The following is a 26,576-nucleotide window of genomic DNA, read 5'->3' on the forward strand; positions in this document are numbered from 1 at the left end:
GCGCAGGAGGGCGGGCGGGGGGACGGTGAGGACGTGGCAGGTGGCGCGGGAGACGCAGTAGCGGGCGGTCGCGCCGTGGAGGAGGCGCGCGGGCCACTCGCGGGGGCCGGAGCCGAGGACGAGGAGGTCGTCCTCCCGCTCGGCGGCGTCCACCAGCGCGGACCCCGCCGGGCCTCGGATCAGCAGCAGCTCGACCGGCACGTCTCCCGGCACGCCGCCGAACGCCTCGTCGAAGGCGTTGCGCAGGCGCCACTCCGCCTCCCGCTCCCACTCGGTGAGCGGCGGCGGGCACGGCATGTGCCGGTAGCCGACCTGCGCGCCGACGGGGAGCCAGGCCAGCACGGCGAGCAGCGGAACGCCCCTGCGTCGCGCCTCGGCGAGGCCGACGCGCAGCGCCTCGAGGCTGCTGGGCGTTCCGCTGACTCCCACGACGACGCGCCGCGCGTCCGGCATGACGGGCACCTGCTCCTCACGGTCGGGCCGGCCGCGGGGTGCGGTTCGGCCGGTTCGTCATTCCACCGCATCGAGGGCGTCGCCGGGAGCGGTTTTGACGTCCTCCGAACGTGCGGGGCCGGAGATCTGACGCCCGCTTGGCGTCTCAGCCGCTGATGCCGTCCCGGTTCAGCACCGCGCCGATCAGCGCGTACCCGGGGTAGTCCATCAGCACCACGCCGGTGTGCGTCAGCTGCGCGCCGCCGCTGCCGGTGAGGTCGTTCAGGGCCAGCTGGTTGACGCCGGTGGTGAACCAGGTGCCACCGGCGACATCGGCCGGGCCGGGGCCGAACGGGGCGCAGTTGGCGGACAGGTAGGTGGTGAACATGGCGCCGCTGGTGTCCGCGGAGGCCGCGGCGATGTTGGCGCGGGCCTCGGACCACTTGGTGCCGGTGTTGCACTGGGTCCAGTCGTTCTCGACGTAGGAGCCCGCGTTGCCGCTGGTCAGCTGGGTCAGACCGTAGCCGGGGTAGACCTCGCCGACGGGGCCGGTGAAGCTGCTCAGCACGATGTGGCCGCGGGCCTGGCCGAGCTGCGGCATCGCGGCGGTCGAGGTTCCGGTGACGCTCGGGGCGTAGAACAGCCCGGGGTAGCGGGCCAGGTAGCTCTGGAAGATCCGGATGCGGTCCGCCGTCGTGGTGGAGGCCGGGTCGTCGGCGCAGTGGCCGATGGAGGCCGTGCCGCTGCCGCCCTCGGCGGTGTCGGCGTCGCACTCGCCGTGCAGGTCCATCACGATCGTCTCGCGCGGGTGGGCGGCGAGGAAGGCCTGGGCGTGCGTGAGCACGTCGTCGAAGTTGGCGTTCTGGTAGACGTCGGTGTGGTGGATCGCGAAGGCGGTGCCGCCGTTGACGACCCGCACCCGGATGTCGATGGCGCGGATGCCCGCGTTCAGCTGGGCGTCCAGGGTCGCGGCGCCGTCGCCGTGGTCCTCCTGGGCCTCGTAGGCCCAGGGGGCGAGCCCGCCGTGGATGGCGAGGGTGTCGTGGGTGCCGGGGATGGAGAGCGAGCCGAGGCTGAGGTTGTCCGGCAGGGCGCCCATCCAGTCCGGGTGGGAGGCGCCGGTCAGGCTGTCGAAGGCGGGGGAGGAGCTGCTGGGCTGCGCGGACGCCGTGCCCGCGCCGGCGGTGAGCGCCGCGCCTGCCGTCAGGGCCACGGTGGCCGCGACGGCGAGCCCCCGTCGTGCGGCGCTGAGCCGGGTGATGGCGAGCCTTGAGGTGCCCAGCCTTGTGGTGCCGAGCCGGGTGGTTCCGCGCCTGGTGGTGCCGATGTGCTGTCGCATACCGTGCCGTCCTCCACTGGGATCCGTGCGGTGCGCCCGTCCACGGGTGCGCAGCCGCCTCGGTTACCGGATGGTAGGGACGCCTGGTGAACTTGAGAAGGCCACGACAAGAATGCGGTCCTGACGTACCGAGCCTCTACCTTTGAGGGCATGGACCTGCTGCGCCGACTCCGGCTGTTCGCGCGCGCGCACCCGTACTGGGCCGACGCGCTGCTGGCGGCCTTGCTGTACCTGGTCACCGTGCTGTGGCCGACCGGAGGCCGGCCCAGCACGCAGTGGTCCAACTTCGACCCCGACGAGGTGCTGCTCGTCGCCGGGCTGCTGGTCTACGCTCCGCTCGCGCTGCGCCGCAGGTACCCGATCCTCGTGCTGGCCTGCACCGTCGCCGCGACGGTCGGCTACATGTTCGTCGGGCCCGTGCGCGGGCCCATCCTGGCCGGGTCCGGTCTCGCCATCTACACCGTCTCCTCGGTCGTCGAGCGCCGACTGGCCCTGGCGATCGGCGGTGTGGCGGTGCTCTCCGTCGGCATCGCCAGCATGGCGCTCTCCCCCGAGAAGTGGGACAAGAGCGTCAACGGCATCGCCTTCGCGTGGACGGCGATGACGGTCGCCGTCGGCGAGTCGGTGCGCAGCAGGCGCGCCTTCGTCGCCGCGATAGAGGAGCGGGCCCGCCGCGCCGAGCACACGCGCGAGGAGGAGGCCCGCCGCCGCGTCGCCGAGGAGCGGCTGCGCATCGCCCGCGAGCTGCACGACATCGTCGGCCACCACATCGCGCTGATCAACATCCAGGCCGGCGTCGCCTCCACCGTGCTGGACAGCCAGCCGGACGCCGCGCGCACGGCGCTGGCCCAGGTCCGGGAGGCGGGCCGGGCCGCGCTCAGCGAGCTCGGCGCGACGGTCGCCGTGCTGCGGCAGACGGGCGAGGGCGAGGAGACCGCGAGTCCGCGCGAACCCGCGCCGGGTCTCGGCCAGCTCGCTCAGCTGCTGGACTCCTTCGAGCGGGTCGGCCTGCGAGTGGACTGCCGCACCGAGGGCGGGCCCGTCCCGATCCCGGCCGCGGTGGACCTGACCGCCTACCGCGTGGTGCAGGAGTCGCTGACCAACGTCGGCAAGCACTCTCACGCCTCGGCGGCGACGGTCCTGCTGGAGTACCGTCCCGGCGTGCTGCACATAGAGGTCGACGACCAGGGCCCGGGGCCCAAGGCCGCAGCGGCCGGCCGCAGCGGCGCGGAACGCGGCGGCGGCTACGGCCTGATCGGCATGCGTGAGCGCGCCGCGTCCGTCGGCGGCTCCTTCACCGCGGGGCCCATGCCGGGCGGCGGCTTCCGCGTGACGGTCGACCTGCCGCTCGGCACGGTCGGCTCCGCGGGCCGCACCGGCCGCGCCGGCCGCGCGGAGGCGACCGGCGGACCGGTCGCACCGCGCGTGAGCCTGCCGAACCTCCTCGGCCCCCGCCGCCCGGCTCCGGACGCCTGCCCGCCCGACGAGGACGCCTACTCGGCCGTCGCGGATGCCTACCCGCCCGCCGTGGACGCCTACCCGGCCGTCGGATCGGCCCTGCCGCCGAGCGCGCACTCGGCCCCCATCGTCCCCGAGGCCACGTCCGCCCGCCGCCGCGCGTCCGAGGCGCGGAGAGCCGCACGAACGACAGGAGACGCATGACCATCCGGGTGCTGCTCGCGGACGACCAGGTGCTGGTCCGGGCCGGGCTCAAGGTGCTGGTGGACTCCGCGCCCGACCTCGTCGTGGTCGGGGAGGCGGCGACGGGGCTGGAGGCGGTCCGGCTGGCCAGGGAGGCGCGGGCCGACGTCGTGCTGATGGACATCCGGATGCCCGAGCTGGACGGCCTGGAGGCCACCGCGCGGATCACCGCCGACGAGGATCTGGCGGGGGTGCGGGTGCTGGTGCTCACCACCTTCGAGACCGACGACTACGTGTTCCAGTCGCTGCGGGCCGGGGCGTCCGGCTTCCTCGGCAAGGGCGCGGAGCCGGACGCGCTGCTGGACGCGATCCGCGTCGTCGCGCGCGGCGAGGCGCTGCTGACGCCCGCCGCCACCAAGGAGCTCATCGCCCGGTACCTGTCCCAGCCCGAGCGCGGCACGCCCGCGGCCGCGCCGCCGAGCCTCGCGGTGCTGACCGACCGGGAGCGCGAGATCGTCGCCATGGTGGCGACCGGCGCGTCCAACGACCAGATCGGCGAGCAGCTCGCCGTCAGCCCGCTGACGGTCAAGACGCACGTCAGCCGGGCCCTCATCAAGCTCGGTGCGCGCGACCGGGCGCAGCTCGTGGTGCTCGCCTACGAGAGCGGTCTGGTGCGACCCAGCGCGCATTCCGGTTACGACGCGTGATTCACCCCACACACCCTGCGGGTGGTCAGGTCTTGCGGACGGTGCGGAGGTCCGTGGCACACTGACACCAGCAGTACGACGTTTTGCGCACTCCGGGGTCGGTGAAAGTCCGAACCGGCGGTTACAGTCCGCGACCCGACCGCTTCCAGCGGCCGGTTGACCAGGTGAAATTCCTGGACCGACGGTTAAAGTCCGGATGGGAGGCAGTGCGCGGCGGACGTCGGGCTGCGGCGTCGTCGCCACGCGCGCACCCTGCCGGGTGTGTTCCGGAGCGGCCCCTTAGGGGTCCCCGGCCGCGCGCAGCGCCCTCCCCGCGACCCGTGCACTCGTCCGTTGTCAGCTCCCGCAACAGCCCCGGAGACCGCGCAGTAGGCGCGAGGTCACGGAGAGCTGAATGTTCACGGGAATCATCGAAGAGCTGGGCGAGGTCCTCTCGATCGAGGACTTGGGCGACTCCGCCCGTGTCCGCCTGCGCGGCCCCGTCACCACCGCCGACGCCCGTGAGGGCCAGTCCATCGCGGTGAACGGCGTCTGTCTCACCGTCCTCGACACCGACGCCGAACTGGCCGCCCACCCGGGCGAGTTCAGCGCCGACGTGATGCGCGAGACGCTGGAGCGGTCCAGCCTCGGCGCGATCGGGGTCGGCTCCCGGGTCAACCTGGAGCGCGCCATGGCGCTCGGCGCCCGCCTCGGCGGCCACCTGGTCCAGGGGCACGTCGACGGCACCGGCGTGCTGCTCTCCCGCACTCCCGGCGAGGCCGGGGCGGACGGGAATCCCCAGTGGGAGGTCCTGCGTTTCAGCCTGCCGGCGCAGCTGTCGCGGTACCTCGTCGAGAAGGGCTCGATCACCGTCGACGGCGTCAGCCTGACCGTGGTGGAGGCGGCCGTGGACTCGTTCACCGTCAGCCTGATCCCGGCCACGCTCGCGCACACCACCCTCGGCCTGAAGAAGGCGGGGGAACCGGTGAACCTCGAGGTCGACGTGCTGGCGAAGTACGTCGAGCGGCTGCTCGGCGACCGCGCCGTGCCCGGCCTCGCGGTGAACCACGCAGTGATCCAGGCGAGCCAGCAGACGGGAGCCTGACGGGCCATGAGCAATCTGGTCAACGACCTCAACAGCACGGCGTTCAGCCTGTTCGGACAGCAGATCAAGTGGTCCGACATGGTGGGCAACCTGCTCGGCCTCGGCGCCCTGGCGCTCGGCTGGCGCCGCTCGATGCTCACCTGGCCCGTGCAACTGCTCTCCGGCGTGGTGCTGTTCGCGGCCTTCGCCGCCGGACACCTGAGCGGCAGCGCCGGCAAGCAGCTGATCGTCGTCGCCGTCTCGGTCTGGGGCTGGTACCAGTGGCAGCGCGGCCGCGCCAAGGCCGGTGACGTCCAGGTCCGCTTCGCGACCTGGACCGAGCGCGGCCTGCTGGTCGCCGCCACCGCCGTCGGCACCGTGGCCCTCGCCGAACTGTTCCAGGCCTACCCGTGGATGTCCTGGAGCCCCTGGGCCGACGCCTACATCTTCACCGGCACGCTCGCCGCGATGTACGCGCAGGCCCGCGGCTGGGTGGATTTCTGGCTCGCCTGGCTGGCCGTCGACCTGGTCGGCGTGCCACTGAACTTCGAGAACGGCTACGCCTTCTCGGGCTACGTCTACATCGTCTACTTCGTCCTGGTGATCCTGGGTCTGCGCTCCTGGTGGCTGCGCAGCCGCAACGCCGAGCAGCCCGCCCTCGCGGAAGGAGCCGTCGCATGAGCGCCATAGAGCAACTCGCCGAGCAGCACGGAGAGGTCTACGAGGACCTCACCCTGGACAGCATCGAGTTCGCCATCTCCGAGATCGCGGCCGGGCGCCCGATCGTCGTCGTCGACGACGAGAACCGCGAGAACGAGGGCGACCTCGTCTTCGCCGCCGAACTGGCCACGCCCGAGCTGGTCGCCTTCGCGATGCGCGAGTGCCGCGGCCTGATCTGCGTGCCGATGACCGGCGAGGACCTGGACCGGCTGGAGCTGGGCCAGATGGTCGCGCAGAACACCGAGTCGATGCGCACCGCCTTCACCGTCTCGGTGGACGCCAGGGAGAACGTCACCACCGGCATCTCCGCCGCCGACCGGGCGCACACCATCCGGCTGCTGGCCGACCCGTCCAGCGTCACCGGCGACTTCGTCCGCCCCGGCCACGTGTTCCCGCTGCGCGCCCGTCCGGGCGGCGTGCTGGAGCGCGAGGGCCACACCGAGGCCGGTCCCGACCTGTGCCGCCTGGCCGGGCTGCGTCCCGCCGCCGCGATCTGCGAGATCGCCAACGACGACGGCACCATGGCCCGCCTGCCCGAGCTGGTCGTCTTCGCCCGCCGCCACGGCCTGGCCCTGGTCTCCATCGAGGACCTGATCGCCTACCGCCGCAAGGCCGAGGCGAGCGTCACCCGCGCCGCGACCACCTCGCTGCCCACCGAGCACGGCAGCTTCACGGCCGTCGGCTACCTGAGCGAGCCCGACGGCGTCGAGCACATCGCGCTGGTCGCGGGCGGCCTGGACGCCGACGGCAAGCTGCCCGACGGCGAGGAGGTGCTGGTCCGGGTCCACTCCGAGTGCCTGACCGGCGACGTCTTCGGCTCGCTGCGCTGCGACTGCGGCCCGCAGCTGGCCGCCTCGCTCGACAAGATCGCGAGCGAGGGCCGCGGCGTGGTCCTCTACATGCGCGGACACGAGGGGCGCGGCATCGGTCTGGTCCGCAAGCTGCGCGCCTACGAGCTGCAGGAGGGCGGCCGCGACACCGTCGACGCCAACCTCGAGCTCGGCCTGCCGGCCGACGCCCGCGACTACCGCGCCGCCGCGCTGATCCTGGCCGACCTCGGCGTCCGCTCGGTGCGGCTGCTCAGCAACAACCCCGACAAGCACGTCGCGCTCAGCGAGCACGGCCTGAGGGTGCTCGGCCGCGAGGCGGTCCGGGCCGGCGTCGGCGAGCACAACCTGCGGTACCTGCTGACCAAGCGCGACCGGATGGGCCACGACCTGCCCTGGCTCGACGAGTTGACCCCCGCGCACAGCGCCTGAACCACGCACGACATCGCAATCGCACGAGAACAACGAAAGGACGTACGCAAGTGAGCGGCGAGGGAGCCCCCCAGCTCGACGTGCAGGGTGCCAAGGAGCTGAAGGTCGCGGTCGTCGCGGCCCAGTGGCACACCGTGGTCATGGACGGCCTGATCGCCGGCGCCGAGCGGGCGCTGGACGAGTTCGGCGTCACCGACCGCACGGTGGTCCGCGTCCCGGGCAGCTTCGAGCTGCCGGTGGCCGCGAAGGCGCTGGCCGCACGCGGCTACGACGCGGTCGTGGCGCTCGGCGTCGTCATCCGCGGCGGCACGCCCCACTTCGACTATGTGTGCGAGGCCGCCACGATGGGCCTCACCCAGGTGAGTGTCGACTCCGGCATCCCGATCGGTTTCGGCCTGCTGACCTGCGACAACGAGCAGCAGGCGCTGGACCGGGCGGGTCTTGCGGACTCCAAGGAGGACAAGGGCCACGAGGCGACCACGGCGGCGCTGAGCACGGCGGTGCTGATCAGGGGCCTCGGCGCCTGAGACTGGTTTCTTGTCCATTCCACCGTCCGTACGGTGGGACGACACGACCCGTTCCCGGGGAACCACGTAGGGTAGGGCCCATCATGGCGCTAAAGACATTCGAAGAGCTCTTCATCGAGCTGCAGCGGAAGGCCGCCGCGGGCGAGCCCGGGTCGCGGACCGCCGAGCTGGTCGGCCTGGGCGTGCACGCCATCGGCAAGAAGGTCGTCGAGGAGGCGGCCGAGGTGTGGATGGCCGCCGAGCACGAGTCCGACGAGCGGACCGCCGAGGAGATCTCCCAGCTGCTGTACCACCTCCAGGTGATGATGGTCGCGCGCGGCCTCACCCTGGAGGACGTCTACGCCCATCTGTAGACCCCGCGTGTTCTGACGCAGCGGGGCACCGAGCCGTTTCGGTGCCCCGCTTTCGTATGTTGCGAACCAACCCCAGGAAGACCCACCCCAGAAAGGCAGCACAGCATGCTCCGCATCGCCGTCCCGAACAAGGGCTCACTCGCCGAACCGGCGGCGGGCATGCTCCATGAGGCCGGCTACCGCCAGCGCAAGGACAGCAAGGAGCTGGTCCTGGTCGACCCCGAGAACCGGGTCGAGTTCTTCTACCTGCGCCCCCGCGACATCGCGATCTACGTCGGCTCGGGCCGCCTCGACATCGGCTTCACCGGCCGCGACCTGCTGCTCGACTCCGGGGCGGAGGCCGAGGAGGTCCTCTCGCTGGGCTTCGCCGGCTCGACCTTCCGCTTCGCCGGCCCGCCCGGAGTGGCCGGCAGCGTCAAGGACCTGGAGGGCCGCCGGATCGCCACCTCCTACACCGGCCTGGTCGAGAAGCACCTGGCCGACGCCGGCATCACGGCCACCGTCACCAAGCTGGACGGCGCGGTCGAGACGGCCGTGCAGCTCGGGGTCGCCGAGGTCATCGCCGACGTCGTGGAGACCGGCACCAGCCTGCGCAACGCCGGCATGGAGGTCTTCGGCGAGCCGATCCTGCGCTCCGAGGCCGTCGTCATCCGTCCCCTCGGCGCGGCCGACGATCCCGCGGTGGACCAGTTCATGCGACGTCTCCAGGGTGTCCTGGTGGCCCGTCGGTACGTGATGATGGATTACGACATCCGTGCCGAGCACGTCGCGGAAGCGGTCGCGCTCACCCCTGGTCTGGAGTCGCCGACGGTCTCCCCGCTGCACAGCGAGGGCTGGGTGGCGGTCCGGTCCATGGTGCTGCGTAAGGAGGCTCAGCGGATCATGGACGACCTCTGGAGCATCGGCGCCCGCGCGATCCTGGTCACCGACATCCACGCCTGTCGGCTCTGACATGACCGCGAGCCCGGGCGTCACCACCGCGCCACCGCTGCCGCGCACCTGGCAGCCGGTCCTGACGCGGGTGGTGCTGCTCGGGCTCGCGGCCCTCTCGGTCGGCTTCTTCGCCCTGATCGCGGCGATCGGCGCACCGGACTGGCAGCGGCACGACCGCATCGGGATCGGCGGCAGCGGCATCGTCTTCGCCCTGGTCCTGGTGGTGCTGGCCCGCCCGAAGGCCAAGGCGGACCGCACAGGGCTGACGGTGGTCAACTTCGTGCGCAAGCGCCGACTGGAATGGCCGCAGATCCTCGCCGTCAACCTCCACCTGGGCGACCCGTGGGTGACCCTCGACCTCACCGACGGCGGGACGTTGGCGGTCGTCGCGATCCAGCCCGGCGCCGGGCGCAAGCAGGCCTGGCGCATGGCGCAGGAACTGCGCGCCTGCGTCGACGCCTACGGCACGGCGGAGCAGCCCTGAGGTACGGTTAGGGTCTTTACCAAGCCTTTGGAGAATTCCCACCTCCCATGGACCCTCACAGTATTTCCGTGGCCTGGCTGCTGCTCGGCGTCGCCGTGCTGCTGATCCTGGCCAACGGGCTCTTCGTGGCAGCCGAGTTCGCCCTCATCACCGTGGACCGCGGGGAGGTGGAGCGGGCCGCCGCGGCGGGGGACCGGCGGGCGTCACGCGTGGACGGCGCCCTGCGGACGCTCTCCTTCGAGCTGTCCGGCGCGCAGCTCGGCATCACCGTGACCTCCCTGCTCGTCGGCATGCTGGCCAACCCGGCGCTCGGACTGCTGCTGGCCCCGCCGCTGCGTGGCATCGGAGTGTCGAGAGGCGTGGTCACCGGGGTCGCCGCCGTCGTCGGACTGCTGCTGGCGACCGTCCTGCAGATGGTGATCGGCGAGCTGGTGCCCAAGGGCTGGGCGATCTCGCGGCCGCTTCAGGCCGCACGCGCCGTCGTCGCGCCGCAGGTGGTCTTCTCCCGGGTGTGCCGACCGCTGATCCTGGTGCTCAACGGGGCCGCCAACCGGATCGTCCGGGCCCTCGGCATGGAGCCCGCCGAGGAGTTGGCCTCCGCGCGCAGCGCGGAGGAGCTGGTGGCGCTGGCCCGCCACTCCGCGCACGAGGGCTCGCTGGAGACCGACACCGCGGACCTGTTCGTGCGCACCCTCGGCCTCGCCGAGCTCTCCGCCGAGTCCGTGATGACGCCGCGGGTGGACGTCGCGGCCCTGGAGGACCACGCGACCGCCGCCGACGTGCTCAACCTGACCCGGGCGACCGGCCTGTCCCGGTTCCCCGTCTACCGGGAGACGATCGACGACGTCGTCGGCGTGGTCACCCTCAAGGACGCGCTCGCGGTCAAGGCCGAGCGGCGCGCCCAGGTGCGCGTCGGCGCGCTGGCCTCGCCGCCGCTGCTGGTGCCGGAGACGCTGCCCGCCGACCGGCTGCTGGACCTGCTGCGCAGCCGCCAGCAACTCGCCGTCGTCGTCGACGAGTACGGCGGGACGGCCGGGGTGGCCACCCTCGAGGACATCGTCGAGGAGATGGTCGGCGAGGTCCAGGACGAGCACGACCCGGACGACCTGCCCGAGCTGCGCCCGACCGCGGCCGTCGCCGGCCACCGGGCCTGGCTCGCCGAGGGCCGCTGCCGCGTCGACGTGCTGGAGACCGTCGGCCTGCACGCGCCCGAAGGCCCGTACGAGACGGTCGCGGGTCTGCTCGCCGACCTGCTCGGCCGGATCCCCGTGCCCGGCGACGCGGCCGAGCTGCCCGGCTGGCGCCTGACCGCGGTTCAGGTCCACCGCCACCGTACGGAGCTCGTGCGGCTTGAGCGCCTGGACCACCCCCACGGCGGAAACGGCCACCGGAGTCGCCGCAGCCACCGCGGCCGCGGCGCCGCCGACCGCAGTGCCGCCGACCGCGGCAACGGCCATGACGCCCGTGGTGCCCACAAGGTCGACGACGCTCGCGACGGCCGTGACACCCGCAAAACCGACGACGCCCGCGACGCCCATGGCGGCCAGGACGCCCACCAGCGCGATGACGCTCGCGACGGCCGACACACCCACGGCGTCCATGACCGGTCGGACATCCGGGACGGCCGTGGCGCCCAAGGCAGCCAAGACGGCCACGACGGGCCCGACGCGCGCGACGGACACGACGGACACGACGGACACGACGGTCGAGGCGGCCGTGAAGGTGGCGCGGGCGATGGCGGTGCCAGTGGTGCCGGCCGTGGCGGCGAGACGGGCGGCGACCGATGAGCGCGCTTGCCCTCTTCTTCGCCGTGCTGCTCCTGCTCGGCAACGCCTTCTTCGTCGGCGCCGAGTTCGCGCTCGTCTCGGTCCGGCGCAGCCAGGTCGAACCCCTCGCCCAGGCGGGCGACAAGCGCGCGGCCACGGTCCTGCGCGCGCTCGAGGACGTCTCCGCGATGCTCGCGGCGACCCAACTCGGCATCACCGTCTGCTCCCTGCTGCTCGGCGCGCTCGCCGAGCCCGCGCTCGCCGGCCTGCTGGAAGGACCGTTCCACGCCCTCGGCCTGCCCGACGCGCTCGTCCACCCGGCCGGATACGTCCTGGCCCTGATGATCGTCGTGGCGCTGCACATGGTGATCGGTGAGATGGTGCCGAAGAACATCGCACTCGCGACGCCCGAGCGCGCCGCGCTCCGACTCGGCCCGCCGCTGGCCGCGCTCGCCCGCTGGCTGCGTCCGTTCATCGCCTTCCTCAACGCCCTCGCCAACCTGGTGCTGCGGCTGCTGCGGGTCGAGCCGAAGGACGAGATCGCCGCCGCCTACACCAGCGAGGAGCTGACCCACCTGCTGCGCGCCTCCCACGCCGCCGGCCTGCTCGGCCGCATGGCGCACGAGCGCCTGGAGGACGCCCTGGAGCTGGGCCTGCGCCCGGTGCGGGAGGTGGTGATGCCGAGCGCCAAGCTCGTCACCGTCGACAGGGCCGTCACCGCCGGCCGGATCGAGGAGCTCGCGGTGCGCACCGGCTACTCCCGCTTCCCGGTCGTCGGCGACCGCGGCGCCTTCCTCGGCTACCTGCACGTCAAGGACGTGCTGGAGCTGGACGACGCCGACGAGCAGGTGCCCGACCGGCTCTGGCGGCCCATCATCACCCTCTCCGGCGACCTTCCGCTCGACGACGCCCTCGGCGCGATGCGCCGCTCGGCCGCGCATCTGGCCGGCGTCGTCGACGCCGACGGGGTGACGCTCGGCCTGGTGGCGCTGGAGGATGTCCTGGAGGAACTGGTGGGGGAGGTCCACGATCCGGACCACCGGGCCCATGGCTAAGCTGACCACCGATCGAACAGATCAGCAGAACCAACAGAACCAACAGAACACGGCAACATTCGGGGGAGTGTGAGCAGGTGAGCGATCGACGTCTCGAAGTCGACGCCCTGTCCAAGCGGTACGGCGACACCGTCGCGCTGGACCGCATGAGCTTCGACGTGCGGGCCGGGGAGATCTTCGGCTTCGTCGGCAGCAACGGCGCCGGCAAGACCACCACGATGCGCATCATCCTCGGTGTGCTGGCCGCCGACGGCGGAGAGGTGCGCTGGGACGGCGTCCCGGTGGACCAGGAGACGCGCAGCCGGATCGGCTACATGCCGGAGGAGCGCGGCCTCTACCCGCGCATGAAGGTCGGCGAGCAGCTGACCTACCTGGCCCGCCTGCACGGACTCGGCGCGGCGGAGGCGGCTGAGGCCGTGCGTTCGTGGACCGAGCGTCTCGGCGTCCACGCCCGTTTCGGCGACGAGGTGCAGAAGCTGAGCCTCGGCAACCAGCAGCGCGTGCAGCTGGCCGCGGCACTCGTGCACAACCCGGAGATACTCGTCCTCGACGAGCCCTTCTCCGGGCTGGACCCGGTGGCCGTCGACGTGATGAGCCAGGTGCTGCGCGAGAAGGCCGCCGAGGGCATCCCCGTCATCTTCTCCAGCCACCAGCTCGACCTGGTCGAGCGGCTGTGCGACCGCGTCGGCATCGTCCGCGCGGGCACGATGGTCGCCTGCGACACCGTGGAGCGGTTGCAGGCGTCCGGTGGCGAGGAGTTGCTGGTGCACGCGCCCGCCGCGCCCGAGGGCTGGGCGTCGGGCCTCACCGGCGTCACCGTCCGCGGCCGGGAGAACGGCCGCACCGTGCTGGCCCTCGACGAGGGCGCGGACGACCAGGCCGTCCTCGCGGCGGCCCTGGCCACCGGCCCGGTCACCGAGTTCGCCCGCCGGCGCTCCTCGCTGACCGAGCTGTTCCGGCACGTGGTGAGCGCGGAGACGAACACGGGGGAGACCGAGAAGTGAGCAAGGGCAACCACCAGAGCGGGCAGCTGACCAACCTCGAGGCGGTCCGGCTGGTCGCCGGCCGTGAGATGTCGGTGCGCCTGCGGTCCAAGGCGTTCAGGATCCTGCTCGGCATCACCGCCCTCGCCTTCCTCGCGGTGCCGATCATCACCAAGCTCGCCGCCTCCGGCCCGACGACGCAGCACGTCGCCGTGGTCCAGGCGGACGCCGACTACGGCCAGGGACTCGAGAACCTGGCCGACAAGCTGCACCAGAAGGTCGCCGTCACCGTCGTCTCCGACCAGGCGGCCGGCACGGCCGCGGTCCGCGACGGCAAGGCCGACGCGTTCGTGGTCTCCCATGGCGCGGACGGCACCCAGGTGACGGTGAAGAAGTCCCTGCCGGACTCCCTGCAGACGCTCTTCTCCTTCGCGGGCGCGGCCGAGCAGGGCCCGCCGCCGGCCTCCCAGCAGGTCCACACGACCACCCTGCAGAAGACCGACCCGCAGCAGGGCCAGAAGATCGCCATCGCCATCACGGCCGGTCTGCTGATGTACCTCATCCTGATGACGGTCGGTCAGATGGTGGCCCAGGGCGTCGTCGAGGAGAAGACCAGCCGCGTCGTCGAGCTCCTGCTCGCCACGATCAAGCCGTGGCAGCTGCTCGCCGGCAAGGTCGCGGGCGTCGCCGTGGTCGGCGCGATCCAACTCGTCGTCCCCGGCGTGCTGGGCCTCGCCGTCGGCATGGCCGACGGCCAGCTCAGCGTCTCGCTCAGCGCGTCGGTCGGCAGCCTGCTGTGGACCCTGGCGTGGTTCGCGGCCGGCTTCTGGCTCTACGCGATGATCTTCGCCTCGGCGGGCGCGATGGTCTCCCGCCAGGAGGACCTCGGCGGGGTGATGGCCCCCATCATGATGCCGCTCATCGCCGGCTGGGTGGTGGCCATCTCCATCCTGCCCACCAACCCGGACAGCGGCCTCGGCGAGATCCTCTCGTTCGTCCCGCTCACCGCCCCGGTCCTGATGCCGATGCGCTGGGCGCTCGGCGTCGCCCCCGTCTGGCAGGTCCTGGTCGCCCTGGCCCTCACCCTCGCCTGCGGCGTCTTCGTCCTCCGCTTCGCCGGCCGCATCTACCGCAACAGCGTCCTCCGCAGCGGCGCCCGCGTCCCCCTCCGGGAGGCACTGAAGGCCGCGTGACGCCCCACCGACGTGCGGCTCCCCTCTCGGGGGAGCCGCACACGGTCGTGAATTCGCTGGTCGACTCCGTGCTCCAGAGCCACGATGCGCCTATGGACCAACCCGCCCCGCTTCCGCGAGGAGCTCGTCGACCAGGCGACGTGAGTGCTCCAGCCCCGCGATCGACTCGTCCAAGCGCCTGCGCTGCCGGGCCAGGCGGGTGACCATCTCCGGGCACTGCGGCAGCAGTCGCCCCGCGTCGTACCCCACGCACGGCAGCATGACCGCGATGTTCGCGGTGTTCAGACCCGCGGCGAGCAGCGCCCGGATGGTGTCGACCCGCGCCACGTCCGACTCCTGATAGCGACGCCGGCCCGCGGTCGTCCGGTCAGGCGCCAGCAGCCCGCGCTCCTCGTAGTACCGCAACAGCCGCTCCGGCACTCCGGAACGGGCGGCGAGTTCGCCGATCTGCATCCGCGCTCCCCCTCCCCACCTGCGACGATGCCGCAGGGCTTGCTCCTCACACCGATGAGAGGACCTACGGTCGTCGCGTTCAACACCACGCGAGTCGGAGGAGATTCCCATGCCAGGACTAGTCATCGTCGGCGCCGGACCGGGCCTGGGCGCCTCGATCGCCGCGCGGTTCGGGCGCGAGGGCCTCCCCGTCACGGCGATCGCCCGCAGCGAAGCCGTACACGAGGTCGCCGCCGCGGTGCGCACGCAGTCCTCTGCTCCGGTGCTCGCCCTGCGCGCCGACAGCACCGACCGTACCGCGCTCTACGCCGCCGTCGACGCAGCCGTGGACGCGCACGGCGTGCCCGACGTCCTCGTCTACAACGCCGCGATCATCCAGGCGGACCGGCCCGGCGAACTGAGCACGCAGCAGCACCTGGAGGCGTGGTCGGTGAACGTGCTCGGCGCGATGGACGCGGCGACGTACCTGGCCCCGCGGATGGCCCGGACCGGCGGCGGCACGGTGATCATCACCGGTGGCATGCCGCAACCCCTGGGCCGCAGCACGAGCCTGTCCCTCGGCAAGGCCGGTGTCCGCGCGCTCACCCGGATCCTCGACCAGGAGTACCGCCACCTCGGCGTGCACGTGGCCACCGTCACCGTGGACTGCGCCGTCGTGCCGGGCACCGACGCGGACCCCGACCTGATCGCCGAGCACTACTGGGCTCTGCACCAGCAGCCGCAGGCGCAGTGGCAACACGAGGTCGTGCACTCGACCTCAGCCTCGGCGTGAAGCAAGCCACCCACCCCACCACCTCGAAACGGAGAACTCCTGTGCGCCGAGGACATCGAGTGGGCCGACGCGGTGCCCTTCGGCTCCCGACGCCCAGGGCGACAACCCCGTCGACGACACCACCCGCACCGCCGCCCGTATCCAGGCCGAGCGCGTCGTCAAGATCACCGCACAGCTCAGGGCCGCCTGACCGAGCGTCAATCGTCACACCTGCATCAGAAGGAGAAGCCATGAAGGAATTCCTGGTCGAACTCACCACCACGGTGCCCGAGGGCACCGACCCGGCCGAGGTCGAGCGTCGGCGCGCGGCCGAAGCCGTCCGCGCTGCGGAACTGGCCCGCGCCGGCCACCTGGTCCGGCTGTGGCGCCCCGTGGGCGAGCTGCGCAGCATCGGTCTCTGGCGGGCCGCCGACGAGGCCGAGCTGTACGAGAAGGTGCTCGGCACGCTTCCGCTGTGGCCGTGGATGACCTCGACGGTCACCTCCCTCCACTCGCACCCCAATGACCCGGCCGGAGTCGCCGACGCGGTCTGATCCCCACGCGGCCCCGCCGCGGACCCGGATCGTCGCCGGCCCCGGCGCTCGACCCTGGTCGGCGCTAACCCGCTGTCAGCAGGGCGAGGATCTCCTGGGTCGCGCGGACGTCGCCGAAGCTGCGGTAGATCGTGGTCAGTGAGGCGTTGTGGGTGGCGTCGTCGCGGGTCGCGCAGGCGTCGGCGGCCAGGATGGTGCGGTAGCCCAGGGTGGCGGCGTCGCGGACGGTGGATTCGACGCAGACGTTGGTGACCAGGCCGCAGGCCAGGATGGTGTCCACGCCGCGCTGCTCTAGGAACGCGGGGAGGGGGCAGCGGCCGGGGAAGAAGGCGGAGGCGGTGGTCTTCTCGACCACCAGGTCCTCTGCGGCGGGGGCGAGTTCGGGCCAGAGGCGGTCACGCGTCGGGCCGGAGCCGCCGGCGCGGCGGTAGCGTTCCGCGATCTCGGGGCCGCAGAAGTCCAGCGCCCAGCTGGTCGCCTGCTCGGGGACGGCGGGCAGCACCCACGCGACGGTGCCGCCCGCCGCGCGGGTCCCGCGCGCGAGCGCGCGGACGTTGGGGACGGCGGCCAGCCCGAACGGGTTGCCGTCGACGAAGAAGCGCACCATGTCGACGACCACCAGCGCGGTCCGGCCGCCCGTCAGCCGTTCGTAGGCGTGGCGCCGGCCCCTGCGCCGCTCCTGACGTGCGTACTCGCGGGCGTCTATGCGCCAGGCGTGGGGCCTCGGTTCCGTCTGGGCCACGACCGCGACCCTACCGACCGTCGATGAGTTCTCCATAGGCCTGGAGAACGTCCGGCAGCCGCAACGCGGCCAGGTCCTGTCTGGTGGGCAGCTCGGCCAGCACCGACAGCCGCAGGTCCCGGTAGGCGCAGGACTTCTCGTACAGCGTGCGCATGAAGCGCCCGTTGCCGAGGTCGTCGATCCAGCCCTCGCGCACCACGTGGCCGCAGATGCTGCGGAGCTCCTCCAGGGCCTCGTCGTCCCAGAAGTCCCCGTCGTGCGCGGCCAGCGACTGGCCGATGGCGGCCAGTTCGACGGGGCGGTAGCTCGGGAAGTCGACGCGGGTGGTGAAGCGGGAGCTGAGGCCGGGGTTGGCGGCCAGCAGGCGGTTCATGCCCTCGGGGTAGCCGGCGAGGATGACGACCAGGCGGTCGCGGTTGTCCTCCGCGCGCTTGAGCAGGACCTGGAGGGCCTCGTCGCCGTAGGCGTCGCCCTTGGAGTAGCCGGAGTTGGCGAGGCTGTAGGCCTCGTCTATGAACAGGACCCCGTCCAGCGCGGAGTCGATCAGCTCGTTGGCCTTCACCGCGGTCTGGCCCAGGAACTCGCCCACCAGGTCCGCGCGCTGGGCCTCGACCAGGTGGTCGCCGCTGAGCAGGCCGAGGGCGTAGAAGACCCGGCCGAGGATCCGGGCGACGGTGGTCTTGCCGGTCCCGGAGGGGCCGGAGAACACGAAGTGCCGCTTGGGCGGCTGCACCGGCAGGCCCTGGTCCGCGCGCAGGCGCGCCATCCGCAGCTGGGCGGAGAGCGCCAGCACCTGCCGCTTGACCGGCTCCAGCCCGACCATGCGGTCGAGTTCGGCCAGCGCCGCCTCCAGCCGCTGCTGGTCCGGCGGCGTCTCGCGGTTCGCGGACGCGGGCAGCGCGGCGCGGTCGCGGGCGGCCGGGACGGTCGCGCTCTCGGTCGCGCCGTCGACGGTCGTGGTGCCCGCCGCCGTCTCCGCCTCGGCCTCCTCCTCGTCCTCGGCGAGCGGGAAGCCGGGCAGCGGGTCGTAGAAGACCGGCTCGAAGCCGACGTCGACGGGGTTGTCGGCGCCGTCGTCGAAGTCCGTCGCGTCGGCGCCGCCCTCGAAGCCCGTCCCCTCGAACCCGCCGCCCTCGAAGCCCGTCCCCTCGAACGCGGTCGCGTCGAAGCCCGTGCCGTCGAACGCGGTGATGTCGAAGCCGGACACGTCCCCGCCGCCGACGCCGCCCGCCCGGCCGGGACGCAGCAGGCCCGGCTCCTGCGGGGACTCGAGCAGGGCGGGGTCGACGCCGTCCTCCGCGGTGATCGCGGCGAGGCGGGCGGAGGTGTCCATGAAGCCGGGGTCGACCCGGTGCACCGCCCGGTAGAGCGAGAGGGCCGCCGCGCTGCGGCCGACGCCCTCGTAGGCGCGGGCGAGCCAGTACCGCAGCTCCTTGCGCTGCGGCTGCTCCGAGCGGCAGCGGGCGAGCGAGGTCGACAGCGGCAGCTCGGCCTGGCCGCACATGTCGAGGCGCACCCGCGCCATGCCGCTGAACAGGCCCGCCTCGATGCCGAGCAGCGGGTCGTCGAGCAGCCCGTCGGTGTCGCGGATCAGCTGCTCCCAGTCCTTGGTGAGGTAGGAGCGGCAGGCGTGCAGGAAGCGGACGGCGCTGTCCTCGGTCGCGCCGGGGCACTCGGCCAGCGCCTGGTCGAGCTCGGCGAGGTGGCGTCCGTCGAGCCAGTGCGAGGCGTGGGCCAGGGTCAGGTCCCGCCCGGTCTCCAGCAGCGGCTGGACCCACCAGCCCAGCCAGTACCAGGAGCTGAGCGGACGTCGGTGGCGGCGCCGCTGCTCGCCGAAGCGCTCCCGGTGCCGGTGCATGTTCAGCAGGGCGGCCGAGGTGTCCGAGCGCAGCGCGTGCAGGCCGAGCCAGGCGTCGGCCATGCCCGGGTCGAGCCGGACGGCGGCACGGAACTCCTCCTCGGCGCGGGTGTACGCGCCGGCGGTGTAGGCGTCCATGGCACGCAGCCAGGCGCGATCGGCCAGGCCGCGTGAGCGCCTGTCGCCGTTGTCCTCAGTCCCCACCGCTTCGCCCCCTGCTGCTCCGCGTCCCCGCTGCCCGCTGGAGGGCTGACCCGGGAGGCCTGCAGACGCCACACCTTGACGGTCCGTGAGCACGCGGCGACCGAGCCCGCACGCTCATGGGGAATCGTACCGGGGTCTTGCTGATCCGGAAGAGTGCCGCGCTGCCGTATCGGCTGGTGGGGACATAAACAGAGTTCTCACACAAGCGGAGGGTTTTACTCTGCATATCACGCTCGGTCACCGGGGCCAGTGGTGCCTGGCGGACGGATGGGCCGGAAAAGGACGAGCTGCCGGCCACGGGGGAACGGCCGGCAGCTCGTGTCTGCGAAGCGCGATCACAGTGCGTCGCGCTGATTCAGAACGTAGTTGGTGCCAGGGGTGCAGGTCAAGGGCATCATCGTGGGGTGGTTCGCCCCCGGGCGGTTGCGTTCCCCGACGATTCGCTGGCTCGCGGACAGGCTATTGGGTACACGCTGTAGCGATTACGCTGCGTCAGCGAACGGCCGACCGGTGGAGCCGGTCACCAGGAAATCCGCGAAGCCACGGCTGGGGTCGACACGGAAGTGCTCGGACTGTTCCTTCGTCCACTGTTTCCAGAACTCCGCGAGCTGCGGACCGTCCCGCAGTTCGCCGCGCGTGCGGGCGGTCTCGGCGTCCAGGTCCATCCACAGCAGCGCCGACAGGTACGGCCGCACCGCGCGCCGTCCGGCGCCCACGCCCTCCAGGATCAGGAACGGCGGAGCGGCCGGAAGCTCCCGGACCGTCTCGTCGAACCGCGCGAGCTCCCAGTCGTAGACGCGGTGGCGCACCGGACGTCCCTCGGCCAGGGGTGCGAGCACCTCCGTCCGCAGCCGGCCGGTCCAGGCGAAGAACTCCTCGTGCGTCGCCAGATCGTCCAGGTGCACGACCGGAGCGGGGCCGTCCTCGCCGAGTTCCCCGGCGAGGAGGGCGGCGAAGGTGGTCTTGCCGGAGCCGGCGTAGCCGTCGACGGCCAGCAGTCGCGTCGGCCCGCAGGAGGGCGCGAGGACGCGGAGGCGCGCGGCGAGGGAGGGGAGGCTGAGCATGGTGATCCGAGCCTACGGCGTGACGGCCCGGATCCGCCCAGCTCCGGCGTGGTGCGGGCCGCCCCGAATGGGGCATACTTCCAGCGCTGCATGTTAGCGATCGTTCACCGAGACCCGGTGCCGTCGTACGTGTCGTCGCCCGACCTCCCCACCTGGGGCGTCGGGCCCCGAGACCAGGAGGCAGAGCCGCCATGACCGCGTCCGCGACCAAGCCCGTCGAGCGCCAGCTCCCCACCGACGAGGCGCGCGAGCTGCTCGCGCTCACCCGGGACCTCGCCGACAACGAGCTCCGGCCGCAGGCGTCCGAGGAGGAGGCCGCGGCGGAGTTCCCCCGCGAGGCCTTCCGCACGCTCGGCCGCTCGGGTCTGCTGGGCCTCCCGTACGACGAGCAGTACGGCGGCGGCGCCCAGCCGTACGAGGTCTACCTCCAGGTGATCGAGGAGCTGGCGGCCGCGCGCCTCACCGTCGGCCTCGGCCTCAGCGTGCACACCCTCTCCTGCCACGCCCTCGCCACCTTCGGCAGTGAGGCGCAGCGCGAGAAGTGGCTGCCGGACATGATCGGCGGCGAGCAACTCGGCGCGTACTGCCTCTCCGAGCCGCAGTCCGGTTCGGACGCGGCCGGGCTGAAGACCCGGGCCCTGCGGGAGGGCGACGAATACGTCGTCAACGGCACCAAGGCGTGGATCACCCACGGCGGCGTCGCCGACTTCTACAGCACGATGGTGCGCACCAGCGACGACGGCCCGCGCGGCATCAGCGTGCTGCTGGTCCCGGCCGACACCCCCGGCGTCTCCGGCGCAGCGCCCGAGCGCAAGATGGGTATGAAGGGCTCCCCGACCGCCCAGGTCCTCTTCGACGACGCCCACGTCCCCGCGGAGCGCCTGATCGGCCAGGAGGGCCAGGGCTTCGGCATCGCCATGGCCGCGCTGGACTCCGGCCGCCTCGGCATCGCCGCGTGCGCGGTGGGCGTGGCCCAGGCCGCGCTGGACTACGCGGTGGGCTACGCGAAGGAGCGCGAGCAGTTCGGCCGCGCCATCGCGGACTTCCAGGGCCTGTCCTTCCTGCTCGCCGACATGGCGACCGCGGTCGAGGCCGGCCGCGCCCTCTACCTGGCGGCCGCGCGCCGCCGCGACGCCGGGCTCTCCTTCAGCAAGGAGGCGGCGATGGCCAAGCTCTTCTGCACGGACGCGGCGATGCGCGTCACCACGGACGCGGTCCAGGTCCTCGGCGGCTACGGCTACACCCAGGACCACCCGGTCGAGCGGTACATGCGCGAGGCGAAGGTGCTCCAGATCGTCGAGGGCACCAACCAGATCCAGCGCCTGGTGATCGGCAGGACGCTCACCCGCTGAGCAGTCAGGGGCGCGGGGTACTGCGCGAGCAACCCCTGACATGCGGACGGCCCTGCGCGTCCGGCGATCCCCCACCCTTCGGGCATTGCACGGCTCTGGCCTCCTCAACGGGATCTGACATACCGTCAGACATTCCTTCCCGTCGAGGAGGCCAGTGTGGTGTTCCGTCCCGTCCCCCTGGACGAGTACCCCGTGCACCAGGCGCCGCTGTCCATGCGGCACGTCGCCACCGGGGACCGCAACGCGTACGACCGCTGCATCGTCCACGTCTTCGACCACGCGGGACGCGCCCTGCTGATCGCCGGGCTCGGGGTGTACCCGAACGCCGGCGTCATCGACGCCTACGTGACGCTCAAGGTGGGCGACACCCTCCACGCCGTCCGCGCCTCGGACGCGCTGGGGGAGGACCGGATGAGGCTCGCCGTCGGGCCGATCCGGATCGAGGTGGTCGAGCCGCTGCGCACCCTGCGGGTGATCTGCGAGGGCGAGGGCGAGGGCGACGCATCGGACGGCCTCGCCTGTGATCTGACCTGGCAGGCGGAGTTCCCCGCCGTCTGGGAGCCGCACCACCTCGGCTACAGCGGGGACCGGCTCACGCTGGAGGGCCGCAGGTTCGTGCAGGCCGGCGGCGCGAGCGGGTGGATCCGGGCCGGGGGCGAGGAGTTCACGCTCACGCCGGGGGAGTGGACCGCGACCCGGGACCGCAGTTGGGGGGTGCGGCCGATCCCGGGCGAGCAGCCCGGCCGCGCGGCCGAGGAGCACCGGACCGAGGGGTTCCACTGGGTGTGGTGCCCGATCCGCTTCCGCGACCGCTTCGTCATGGTGATCCTCCAGGAGGACGCCGACGGGTACCGCTCCCTCAACGAGGCCGTGCTCGTCCACGCCGACGACAGCCGCCGGGACGAACAACTGGGCTGGCCCCACGTCGACATCGCCTACCGGCCCGGCACCCGCGTGCCGACCGGGGCGACCCTGCACCTCACCGACGCCGCCCGCAAGCCGGTCGAGATCCACGCCGAGCTGCTCGGGGGCACCCCGCTCGCGGTCGGCGCGGGCTATCCGCCCGCGCAGGACTGGCAGCACGGCACATGGCAGGGGCGCGGCTGGGTGGACCGCCGCCGCTACGACCTCACCGACCCGGCCGACCTCGGCCTCGCCGCCTACGGGGTCACCGACCACGCCGCCCGCTTCACCCTCGACGGGGAGGTCGGCCACGGCGTCTTCGAGCACGGCAGCTTCGGACGCCACGACCCCTCCGGCTTCGCCGGCTTCTCCGCCGTCGCGCCCGTCGCGCCCGTCGCCCCGCACGCCCGGGAGGTGTGACGATGACCGCCGCACCGGCCCCGCGCCCGCGCACCAGCACCCGTGACCCCGAGCAGCTGAGGGCCCGCCTCGCGGCGTGGATCGCCGGCTGGCAGCCCGACGCGACCCCCGAGAAGCTGACCGTCCCTCAGTCCAACGGCATGTCCAGCGAGACCGTCCTGTTCGACCTGCGCCACGCCGACGGCAGCCTCCAGCCCTGCGTGCTGCGGCTCGCCGCCGACCCGAACGCCTACACCGTGTTCCCCGCCTACGACATGGAGCGCCAGTACCGCTGCATGGAGCTGGTCGCCGCGCACACCAAGGCGCCCGTGCCGACGCTGCTGCGGCTGGAGACGGACCCGGAGCCGCTCGGCGCGCCCGCCTTCGTCATGGAGCGGGTCGACGGGCGCGTCCCGCCCGACCTCATGCCCTACACCTACGGCGGCAACTGGCTGCACGAGGCCGGCGAGTCGGAACGCGGGCAGCTGCAACGCGCGAGCGTCGAGCTGCTCGCCGAACTCCACCGCGCGCCCGTCGCCGAGGCCGGGTTCCTCCGGTCCCGCGCGCCGGGTGACACGCCGCTGCGACAGCACGTCAACGAGCAACGGGCGTACTACGACTGGGTCGTGCGGGGACGCGCGGCCTCACCCCTGATCGAGCGCGCCTTCGCCGCGCTGGAGCGGCTCTGGCCGGCCGACCCGGGCGAGACCGTGCTCAGCTGGGGCGACGCCCGCATCGGCAACGTCATCTACCAGGGTTTCACCCCGGCGGCCGTGCTCGACTGGGAGATGGCCGCGCTGGGCCCGCGCGAGCTCGACCTCGGCTGGTTCGTCTTCCTGCACCGCTTCTTCCAGGACCTGACCGTCGCCTCCGGGCAGGACGGCCTCCCGGGCTTCCTGGACCGGGGGACCGTCGCGGCGCAGTACGCCCGGGCGAGCGGGCACACGCCGCACGACCTGGAGTTCTTCACGCTGTACGCGGCCCTGCGGCATGCCGTGGTGATGCTCAGGATCGGCTACCGGCAGGTCCACTTCGGCGAGGCGGAGGCCCCGGCCGACCCGGACCGGCTGATCCTGCACCGGGCGACGCTGGAGGCGATGGTCGAAGGACGCTACGCGGCCTGACGCTGCTGCGGGATGACCCGGCCGACGTGCGAGAAGGGCTGGCGGCGCCAGTCCAGCTCGGCGGGGAGCGTCAGGAACTCGGCGAGCGAGGGCTCGGCGTCCAGCAGCTGGTCCTCCTCGTCGGCGTCGTCCAGCCAACGGCCGGAGCCCTGGCAGACGGTGGCGGAGAAGGGGTGCCACGGCGTGGTCACGACGGCGTGCTGTGGAAAGCGCTCCTCGTCGTCCAGAACGGCGATCGGACGGTGGCAGTCGGGGCAGCGGAACCGGGTGATCTCCCAGGTCTCCGCCTCGCCCGGGTCGGTGCCCGGCGTTCTGGCCTCGATGTCGGCCTCTTCGTTCCGGACAGCGCTGAGCTGCTCGACAACAGTCATGTGAACTCCCCCTGGAGCAGGCACGCGGACCTCTGACGCCGCGACCATAGCGACCACTTCCCATCCAGGGCACCGGATAACCCTGAGGGTGCGGGCGGCTCCGGCAAGGGCCTGTGTCCTTGCTCACACGACGCGTCGGCTAAGTTGTCCGGGTGGAGGAACTCGATCGACAGATCGTGCAGCTGCTGGTCGCGGACGGCCGGATGAGCTACACGGACCTGGGCAAGGCCACCGGCCTGTCCACCTCGGCGGTGCACCAGCGGGTGCGACGCCTCGAACAGCGCGGCGTGATCCGCGGCTACGCCGCGATCGTCGACCCGGAGGCGGTCAACCTGCCGCTGACGGCGTTCATCTCAGTCAAACCCTTCGACCCCAGCGCACCGGACGACACCCCCGAACGGCTCGCCGGGATCGAGGAGATCGAGGCCTGCCACAGCGTGGCCGGCGACGAGAACTACATCCTCAAGATCCGCGTGGCCACCCCGGGTGATCTGGAGGACCTGCTCGCGCGGATCCGCTCGGCGGCCGGCGTCTCGACCAGAACCACGGTCGTGCTCAGCACCCCCTACGAGGCGCGCCCGCCCCAGCTGAAGTAGGGCGGCCGCGGCGGGACCGCCCCCGGGGCTGGTCACGGCGTCGTCGGCGTCGTCTCATAAGGTGGACCGCATGACCGCCGCAGCACCGCTCCCCGCCCTCGCCGACTCCGCCGCGCGCACGGTCCTGCTGCGCGGCGGCGACGTCTACAGCCCCGCCGACCCCTTCGCCACCGCCCTGCTGATGCAGGACGGCGTCGTCGCCTGGGTCGGTGAGGAGGGCGCGGCCGAGAGCTACGCCCGCGACGCCGACCTCGTCGTGGACCTGGCGGGCGCCCTGGTCACCCCGGCGTTCGTGGACGCCCACGTGCACGCCACGTCGACCGGCCTCGCCCTCACCGGCCTGGATCTGACGGCCTGCCCGAGCCTGGGCGAGGCGCTGGCGCGCATCCGCGCCTTCGTCCGCGCGTCCGGCGTCGGGCCGGGCGGCGTGCTGCTCGGCCACGGCTGGGACGAGGCCAAGTGGCCCGAGCGCCGCGCGCCCAGCCTCGCCGAGCTCGACGAGGCCGCCGACGGCACCGCGCTCTACCTCTCCCGCACCGACGTCCACTCCGCGCTCGCCTCCACGGCCCTGCGCGCCCTCGCGGGCCCGGAGTTGCCGGGTCTGCCCGGACACCTGCCCGAGGGCCCGCTCAGCCGCGCCGCCCACCACGCCGTCCGGGCCGCCGCCCTGGGCCATCTGACCGCCCCGCAGCGCGAGGCCGCGCAGCGGGCCACACTGGCCCACGCGGTCACCCTCGGCATCGGCGCCCTCCACGAGTGCGCGGGCCCGCAGATCTCCTCCGAGGCGGACCTGACGGGTCTGCTGGCCCTGGCGGCGGCCGGCGGCGGTCCGGAGGTCTTCGGCTACTGGGGCGAGCTCGGCGCGGTCGACACCGCCCGCCGCCTGGGCGCGGTCGGCGCGGGCGGAGACCTCTTCATCGACGGCGCGCTCGGCTCCCACACCGCGTGCCTGCACGCCGCCTACGCCGACGAGGAGCACACCGGCGCCTCCTACCTCAGCGCCGAGGACGTCGCCGACCACGTCCACGCCTGCACCGAGGCGGGCCTCCAGGCGGGCTTCCACGCCATCGGGGACGGCGCGCTGGGGGCCCTGGTCGCTGGCGTCCGCGCGGTCGCCGAGAAGCTCGGCCTGGAGCGCGTCCGAGCCCTGCGGCACCGTGTCGAGCACGCCGAGCTGCTGACCCCCGAGCAGATCGCCGCCTTCGCCGAGCTCGGCCTCACCGCGTCCGTGCAGCCCGCGTTCGACGCGTTCTGGGGCGGCGAGTCCGGTATGTACGTCGACCGCCTCGGCGCGGAGCGCGCCCGCACGATGAACCCCTTCGCGGCGCTGCTGCGCGCGGGCGTCCCGCTGGCCTTCGGCTCCGACGCGCCGGTCACCCCGCTGGACCCGTGGGGCACGGTCCGCGCGGCGGCCTTCCACCGCACGCCCGAGCACCGCGTCTCCGCGCGGGCGGCGTTCACCGCCCACACGCGCGGCGGATGGCGCGCCCTGGGGCGCGACGACGCCGGCACCCTCGTCCCCGGTGCGCCCGCGTCCCTCGCGGTCTGGGCGCCGACCGACCTGATCGTCCAGGCCCCGGACGAGATCATCCGCAACTGGTCCACGGACCCCCGCAGCGGCGTCCCGGGCCTGCCCGACCTCACGCCGGGTCGGGAGCTGCCGAGCTGTCTCGCGACGCTCGTGAACGGTAAGACTGTGCACATGCGCTAGCCGCTCAGGGGGGCGGGGGACTGCGCGAGAAACCACCCT

General features: G+C 72.9%; 26 protein-coding genes, 2 pseudogenes and 1 riboswitch. Of the genes and pseudogenes, 21 read left to right on the forward strand and 7 right to left on the reverse strand.

What is annotated here, in order from left to right; genetic code table 11:
* A partial coding sequence (locus TR50_RS05495) for a universal stress protein (RefSeq protein WP_063775007.1) occupies positions 1-453 on the reverse strand: 453 nt, incomplete at its 3' end.
* 145 nt (positions 454-598) lie between these two features.
* Positions 599-1,771 (reverse strand): phosphatidylinositol-specific phospholipase C domain-containing protein, encoded by a 1,173-nt coding sequence (locus TR50_RS05500; RefSeq protein WP_052440760.1) that lies wholly within the window; start codon positions 1,769-1,771, stop codon positions 599-601.
* A 150-nt stretch (positions 1,772-1,921) separates the two neighbouring features.
* Between TR50_RS05500 and TR50_RS05505 the strand changes: the two genes are divergently transcribed.
* The 13 genes and pseudogenes from TR50_RS05505 (at position 1,922) to TR50_RS05565 (ending at position 14,455) form a co-directional block, all read left to right on the forward strand.
* Positions 1,922-3,433 (forward strand): sensor histidine kinase, encoded by a 1,512-nt coding sequence (locus TR50_RS05505; RefSeq protein ID WP_063775008.1) that lies wholly within the window; start codon positions 1,922-1,924, stop codon positions 3,431-3,433.
* Positions 3,430-4,119 (forward strand): response regulator, encoded by a 690-nt coding sequence (locus tag TR50_RS05510; RefSeq protein WP_042415024.1) that lies wholly within the window; start codon positions 3,430-3,432, stop codon positions 4,117-4,119. The genes TR50_RS05505 and TR50_RS05510 overlap by 4 nt, the downstream gene beginning before the upstream one ends.
* A gap of 83 nt (positions 4,120-4,202) precedes the next feature.
* Positions 4,203-4,333, forward strand: a riboswitch (FMN riboswitch).
* A 180-nt stretch (positions 4,334-4,513) separates the two neighbouring features.
* A complete protein-coding gene (locus TR50_RS05515) occupies positions 4,514-5,203 on the forward strand; it encodes a riboflavin synthase (RefSeq protein ID WP_042415027.1) in 690 nt (229 codons plus the stop codon).
* Positions 5,204-5,209: 6 nt separating this feature from the next.
* Complete coding sequence (locus TR50_RS05520; RefSeq protein WP_042415030.1) at positions 5,210-5,863, forward strand: nicotinamide mononucleotide transporter family protein; 654 nt, start codon at positions 5,210-5,212, stop codon at positions 5,861-5,863.
* A complete protein-coding gene (locus TR50_RS05525) occupies positions 5,860-7,161 on the forward strand; it encodes a bifunctional 3,4-dihydroxy-2-butanone-4-phosphate synthase/GTP cyclohydrolase II (RefSeq protein WP_042415033.1) in 1,302 nt (433 codons plus the stop codon). The genes TR50_RS05520 and TR50_RS05525 overlap by 4 nt, the downstream gene beginning before the upstream one ends.
* A gap of 50 nt (positions 7,162-7,211) precedes the next feature.
* Complete coding sequence (ribH, locus tag TR50_RS05530) at positions 7,212-7,688, forward strand: 6,7-dimethyl-8-ribityllumazine synthase (RefSeq protein ID WP_042415047.1); 477 nt, start codon at positions 7,212-7,214, stop codon at positions 7,686-7,688.
* 83 nt (positions 7,689-7,771) lie between these two features.
* On the forward strand, positions 7,772-8,041 hold the full coding sequence (locus TR50_RS05535; RefSeq protein ID WP_042415050.1) for a phosphoribosyl-ATP diphosphatase: 270 nt from the start codon (positions 7,772-7,774) through the stop codon (positions 8,039-8,041).
* Positions 8,042-8,146: 105 nt separating this feature from the next.
* Positions 8,147-8,992 (forward strand): ATP phosphoribosyltransferase, encoded by an 846-nt coding sequence (gene hisG, locus TR50_RS05540; RefSeq protein WP_042415053.1) that lies wholly within the window; start codon positions 8,147-8,149, stop codon positions 8,990-8,992.
* Position 8,993: 1 nt separating this feature from the next.
* Positions 8,994-9,458: a PH domain-containing protein gene (locus tag TR50_RS05545; protein ID WP_042415056.1), complete on the forward strand. Its 465-nt coding sequence runs from the start codon at positions 8,994-8,996 to the stop codon at positions 9,456-9,458.
* Positions 9,459-9,520: 62 nt separating this feature from the next.
* Positions 9,521-10,828: pseudogene (locus tag TR50_RS05550) on the forward strand (hemolysin family protein); the annotation flags it as partial.
* Between the two features lie 413 nt (positions 10,829-11,241).
* On the forward strand, positions 11,242-12,279 hold the full coding sequence (locus tag TR50_RS05555; protein ID WP_042415059.1) for a hemolysin family protein: 1,038 nt from the start codon (positions 11,242-11,244) through the stop codon (positions 12,277-12,279).
* Positions 12,280-12,356: 77 nt separating this feature from the next.
* Positions 12,357-13,283 carry an ABC transporter ATP-binding protein gene (locus TR50_RS05560; RefSeq protein WP_042415062.1) on the forward strand — a complete coding sequence of 309 codons (927 nt, stop codon included), beginning with the start codon at positions 12,357-12,359 and terminating at the stop codon, positions 13,281-13,283.
* Positions 13,280-14,455: an ABC transporter permease gene (locus tag TR50_RS05565; RefSeq protein WP_052440761.1), complete on the forward strand. Its 1,176-nt coding sequence runs from the start codon at positions 13,280-13,282 to the stop codon at positions 14,453-14,455. Before TR50_RS05560 ends, TR50_RS05565 begins: the two co-directional genes overlap by 4 nt.
* A gap of 90 nt (positions 14,456-14,545) precedes the next feature.
* On the opposite strand, the gene TR50_RS05570 is transcribed toward TR50_RS05565, so the two are convergent.
* On the reverse strand, positions 14,546-14,908 hold the full coding sequence (locus TR50_RS05570) for a MerR family transcriptional regulator (RefSeq protein WP_042415065.1): 363 nt from the start codon (positions 14,906-14,908) through the stop codon (positions 14,546-14,548).
* Between the two features lie 109 nt (positions 14,909-15,017).
* Here TR50_RS05570 and TR50_RS05575 point away from each other — a divergent pair, with 109 nt between their 5' ends.
* The 3 genes and pseudogenes from TR50_RS05575 (at position 15,018) to TR50_RS05580 (ending at position 16,213) form a co-directional block, all read left to right on the forward strand.
* Entirely contained in the window at positions 15,018-15,680 is a 663-nt protein-coding gene (locus tag TR50_RS05575; RefSeq protein WP_042415068.1) for an SDR family NAD(P)-dependent oxidoreductase, read from the forward strand.
* A gap of 88 nt (positions 15,681-15,768) precedes the next feature.
* A pseudogene (locus TR50_RS48450) lies at positions 15,769-15,870 on the forward strand (NAD(P)H dehydrogenase); the annotation flags it as partial.
* A 40-nt stretch (positions 15,871-15,910) separates the two neighbouring features.
* Positions 15,911-16,213 carry a muconolactone Delta-isomerase family protein gene (locus TR50_RS05580; RefSeq protein WP_042415072.1) on the forward strand — a complete coding sequence of 101 codons (303 nt, stop codon included), beginning with the start codon at positions 15,911-15,913 and terminating at the stop codon, positions 16,211-16,213.
* Between the two features lie 64 nt (positions 16,214-16,277).
* Here the strand turns inward: TR50_RS05580 and TR50_RS05585 are convergent, their stop codons facing one another.
* The 3 genes from TR50_RS05585 to TR50_RS05595 all read right to left on the reverse strand — a co-directional run bounded on the left by TR50_RS05585 (position 16,278) and on the right by TR50_RS05595 (position 20,081).
* Positions 16,278-16,955 carry a cysteine hydrolase family protein gene (locus TR50_RS05585; RefSeq protein WP_236654287.1) on the reverse strand — a complete coding sequence of 226 codons (678 nt, stop codon included), beginning with the start codon at positions 16,953-16,955 and terminating at the stop codon, positions 16,278-16,280.
* 10 nt (positions 16,956-16,965) lie between these two features.
* Complete coding sequence (locus tag TR50_RS05590; RefSeq protein WP_084699792.1) at positions 16,966-18,951, reverse strand: AAA family ATPase; 1,986 nt, start codon at positions 18,949-18,951, stop codon at positions 16,966-16,968.
* 548 nt (positions 18,952-19,499) lie between these two features.
* Entirely contained in the window at positions 19,500-20,081 is a 582-nt protein-coding gene (locus TR50_RS05595) for a uridine kinase family protein (protein WP_042415082.1), read from the reverse strand.
* 191 nt (positions 20,082-20,272) lie between these two features.
* Between TR50_RS05595 and TR50_RS05600 the strand changes: the two genes are divergently transcribed.
* From TR50_RS05600 to TR50_RS05610, 3 genes are all read left to right on the forward strand, one after another.
* Positions 20,273-21,433, forward strand: a complete 1,161-nt coding sequence (locus tag TR50_RS05600; RefSeq protein ID WP_042415084.1) for an acyl-CoA dehydrogenase family protein — start codon at positions 20,273-20,275, stop codon at positions 21,431-21,433.
* Positions 21,434-21,646: 213 nt separating this feature from the next.
* On the forward strand, positions 21,647-22,756 hold the full coding sequence (locus TR50_RS05605; RefSeq protein WP_042415515.1) for an Rv3169 family protein: 1,110 nt from the start codon (positions 21,647-21,649) through the stop codon (positions 22,754-22,756).
* 2 nt (positions 22,757-22,758) lie between these two features.
* A complete protein-coding gene (locus TR50_RS05610; protein ID WP_042415085.1) occupies positions 22,759-23,859 on the forward strand; it encodes a phosphotransferase family protein in 1,101 nt (366 codons plus the stop codon).
* Here the strand turns inward: TR50_RS05610 and TR50_RS05615 are convergent.
* Positions 23,847-24,230 (reverse strand): hypothetical protein, encoded by a 384-nt coding sequence (locus TR50_RS05615; RefSeq protein ID WP_042415089.1) that lies wholly within the window; start codon positions 24,228-24,230, stop codon positions 23,847-23,849. The two genes, TR50_RS05610 and TR50_RS05615, sit on opposite strands and share 13 nt — an antisense overlap.
* 152 nt (positions 24,231-24,382) lie before the next feature.
* Here TR50_RS05615 and TR50_RS05620 point away from each other — a divergent pair, with 152 nt between their 5' ends.
* Positions 24,383-24,826, forward strand: coding sequence for an Lrp/AsnC family transcriptional regulator (locus TR50_RS05620; RefSeq protein ID WP_042368327.1), 444 nt, complete (start codon positions 24,383-24,385; stop codon positions 24,824-24,826).
* 70 nt (positions 24,827-24,896) lie between these two features.
* Positions 24,897-26,537 carry an amidohydrolase gene (locus tag TR50_RS05625; RefSeq protein ID WP_042415092.1) on the forward strand — a complete coding sequence of 547 codons (1,641 nt, stop codon included), beginning with the start codon at positions 24,897-24,899 and terminating at the stop codon, positions 26,535-26,537.
* Positions 26,538-26,576: the final 39 nt, after the last annotated feature.

The organism is Streptacidiphilus anmyonensis (genome assembly GCF_000787855.1).
Taxonomy (GTDB): Bacteria; Actinomycetota; Actinomycetes; order Streptomycetales; family Streptomycetaceae; genus Streptacidiphilus; species Streptacidiphilus anmyonensis.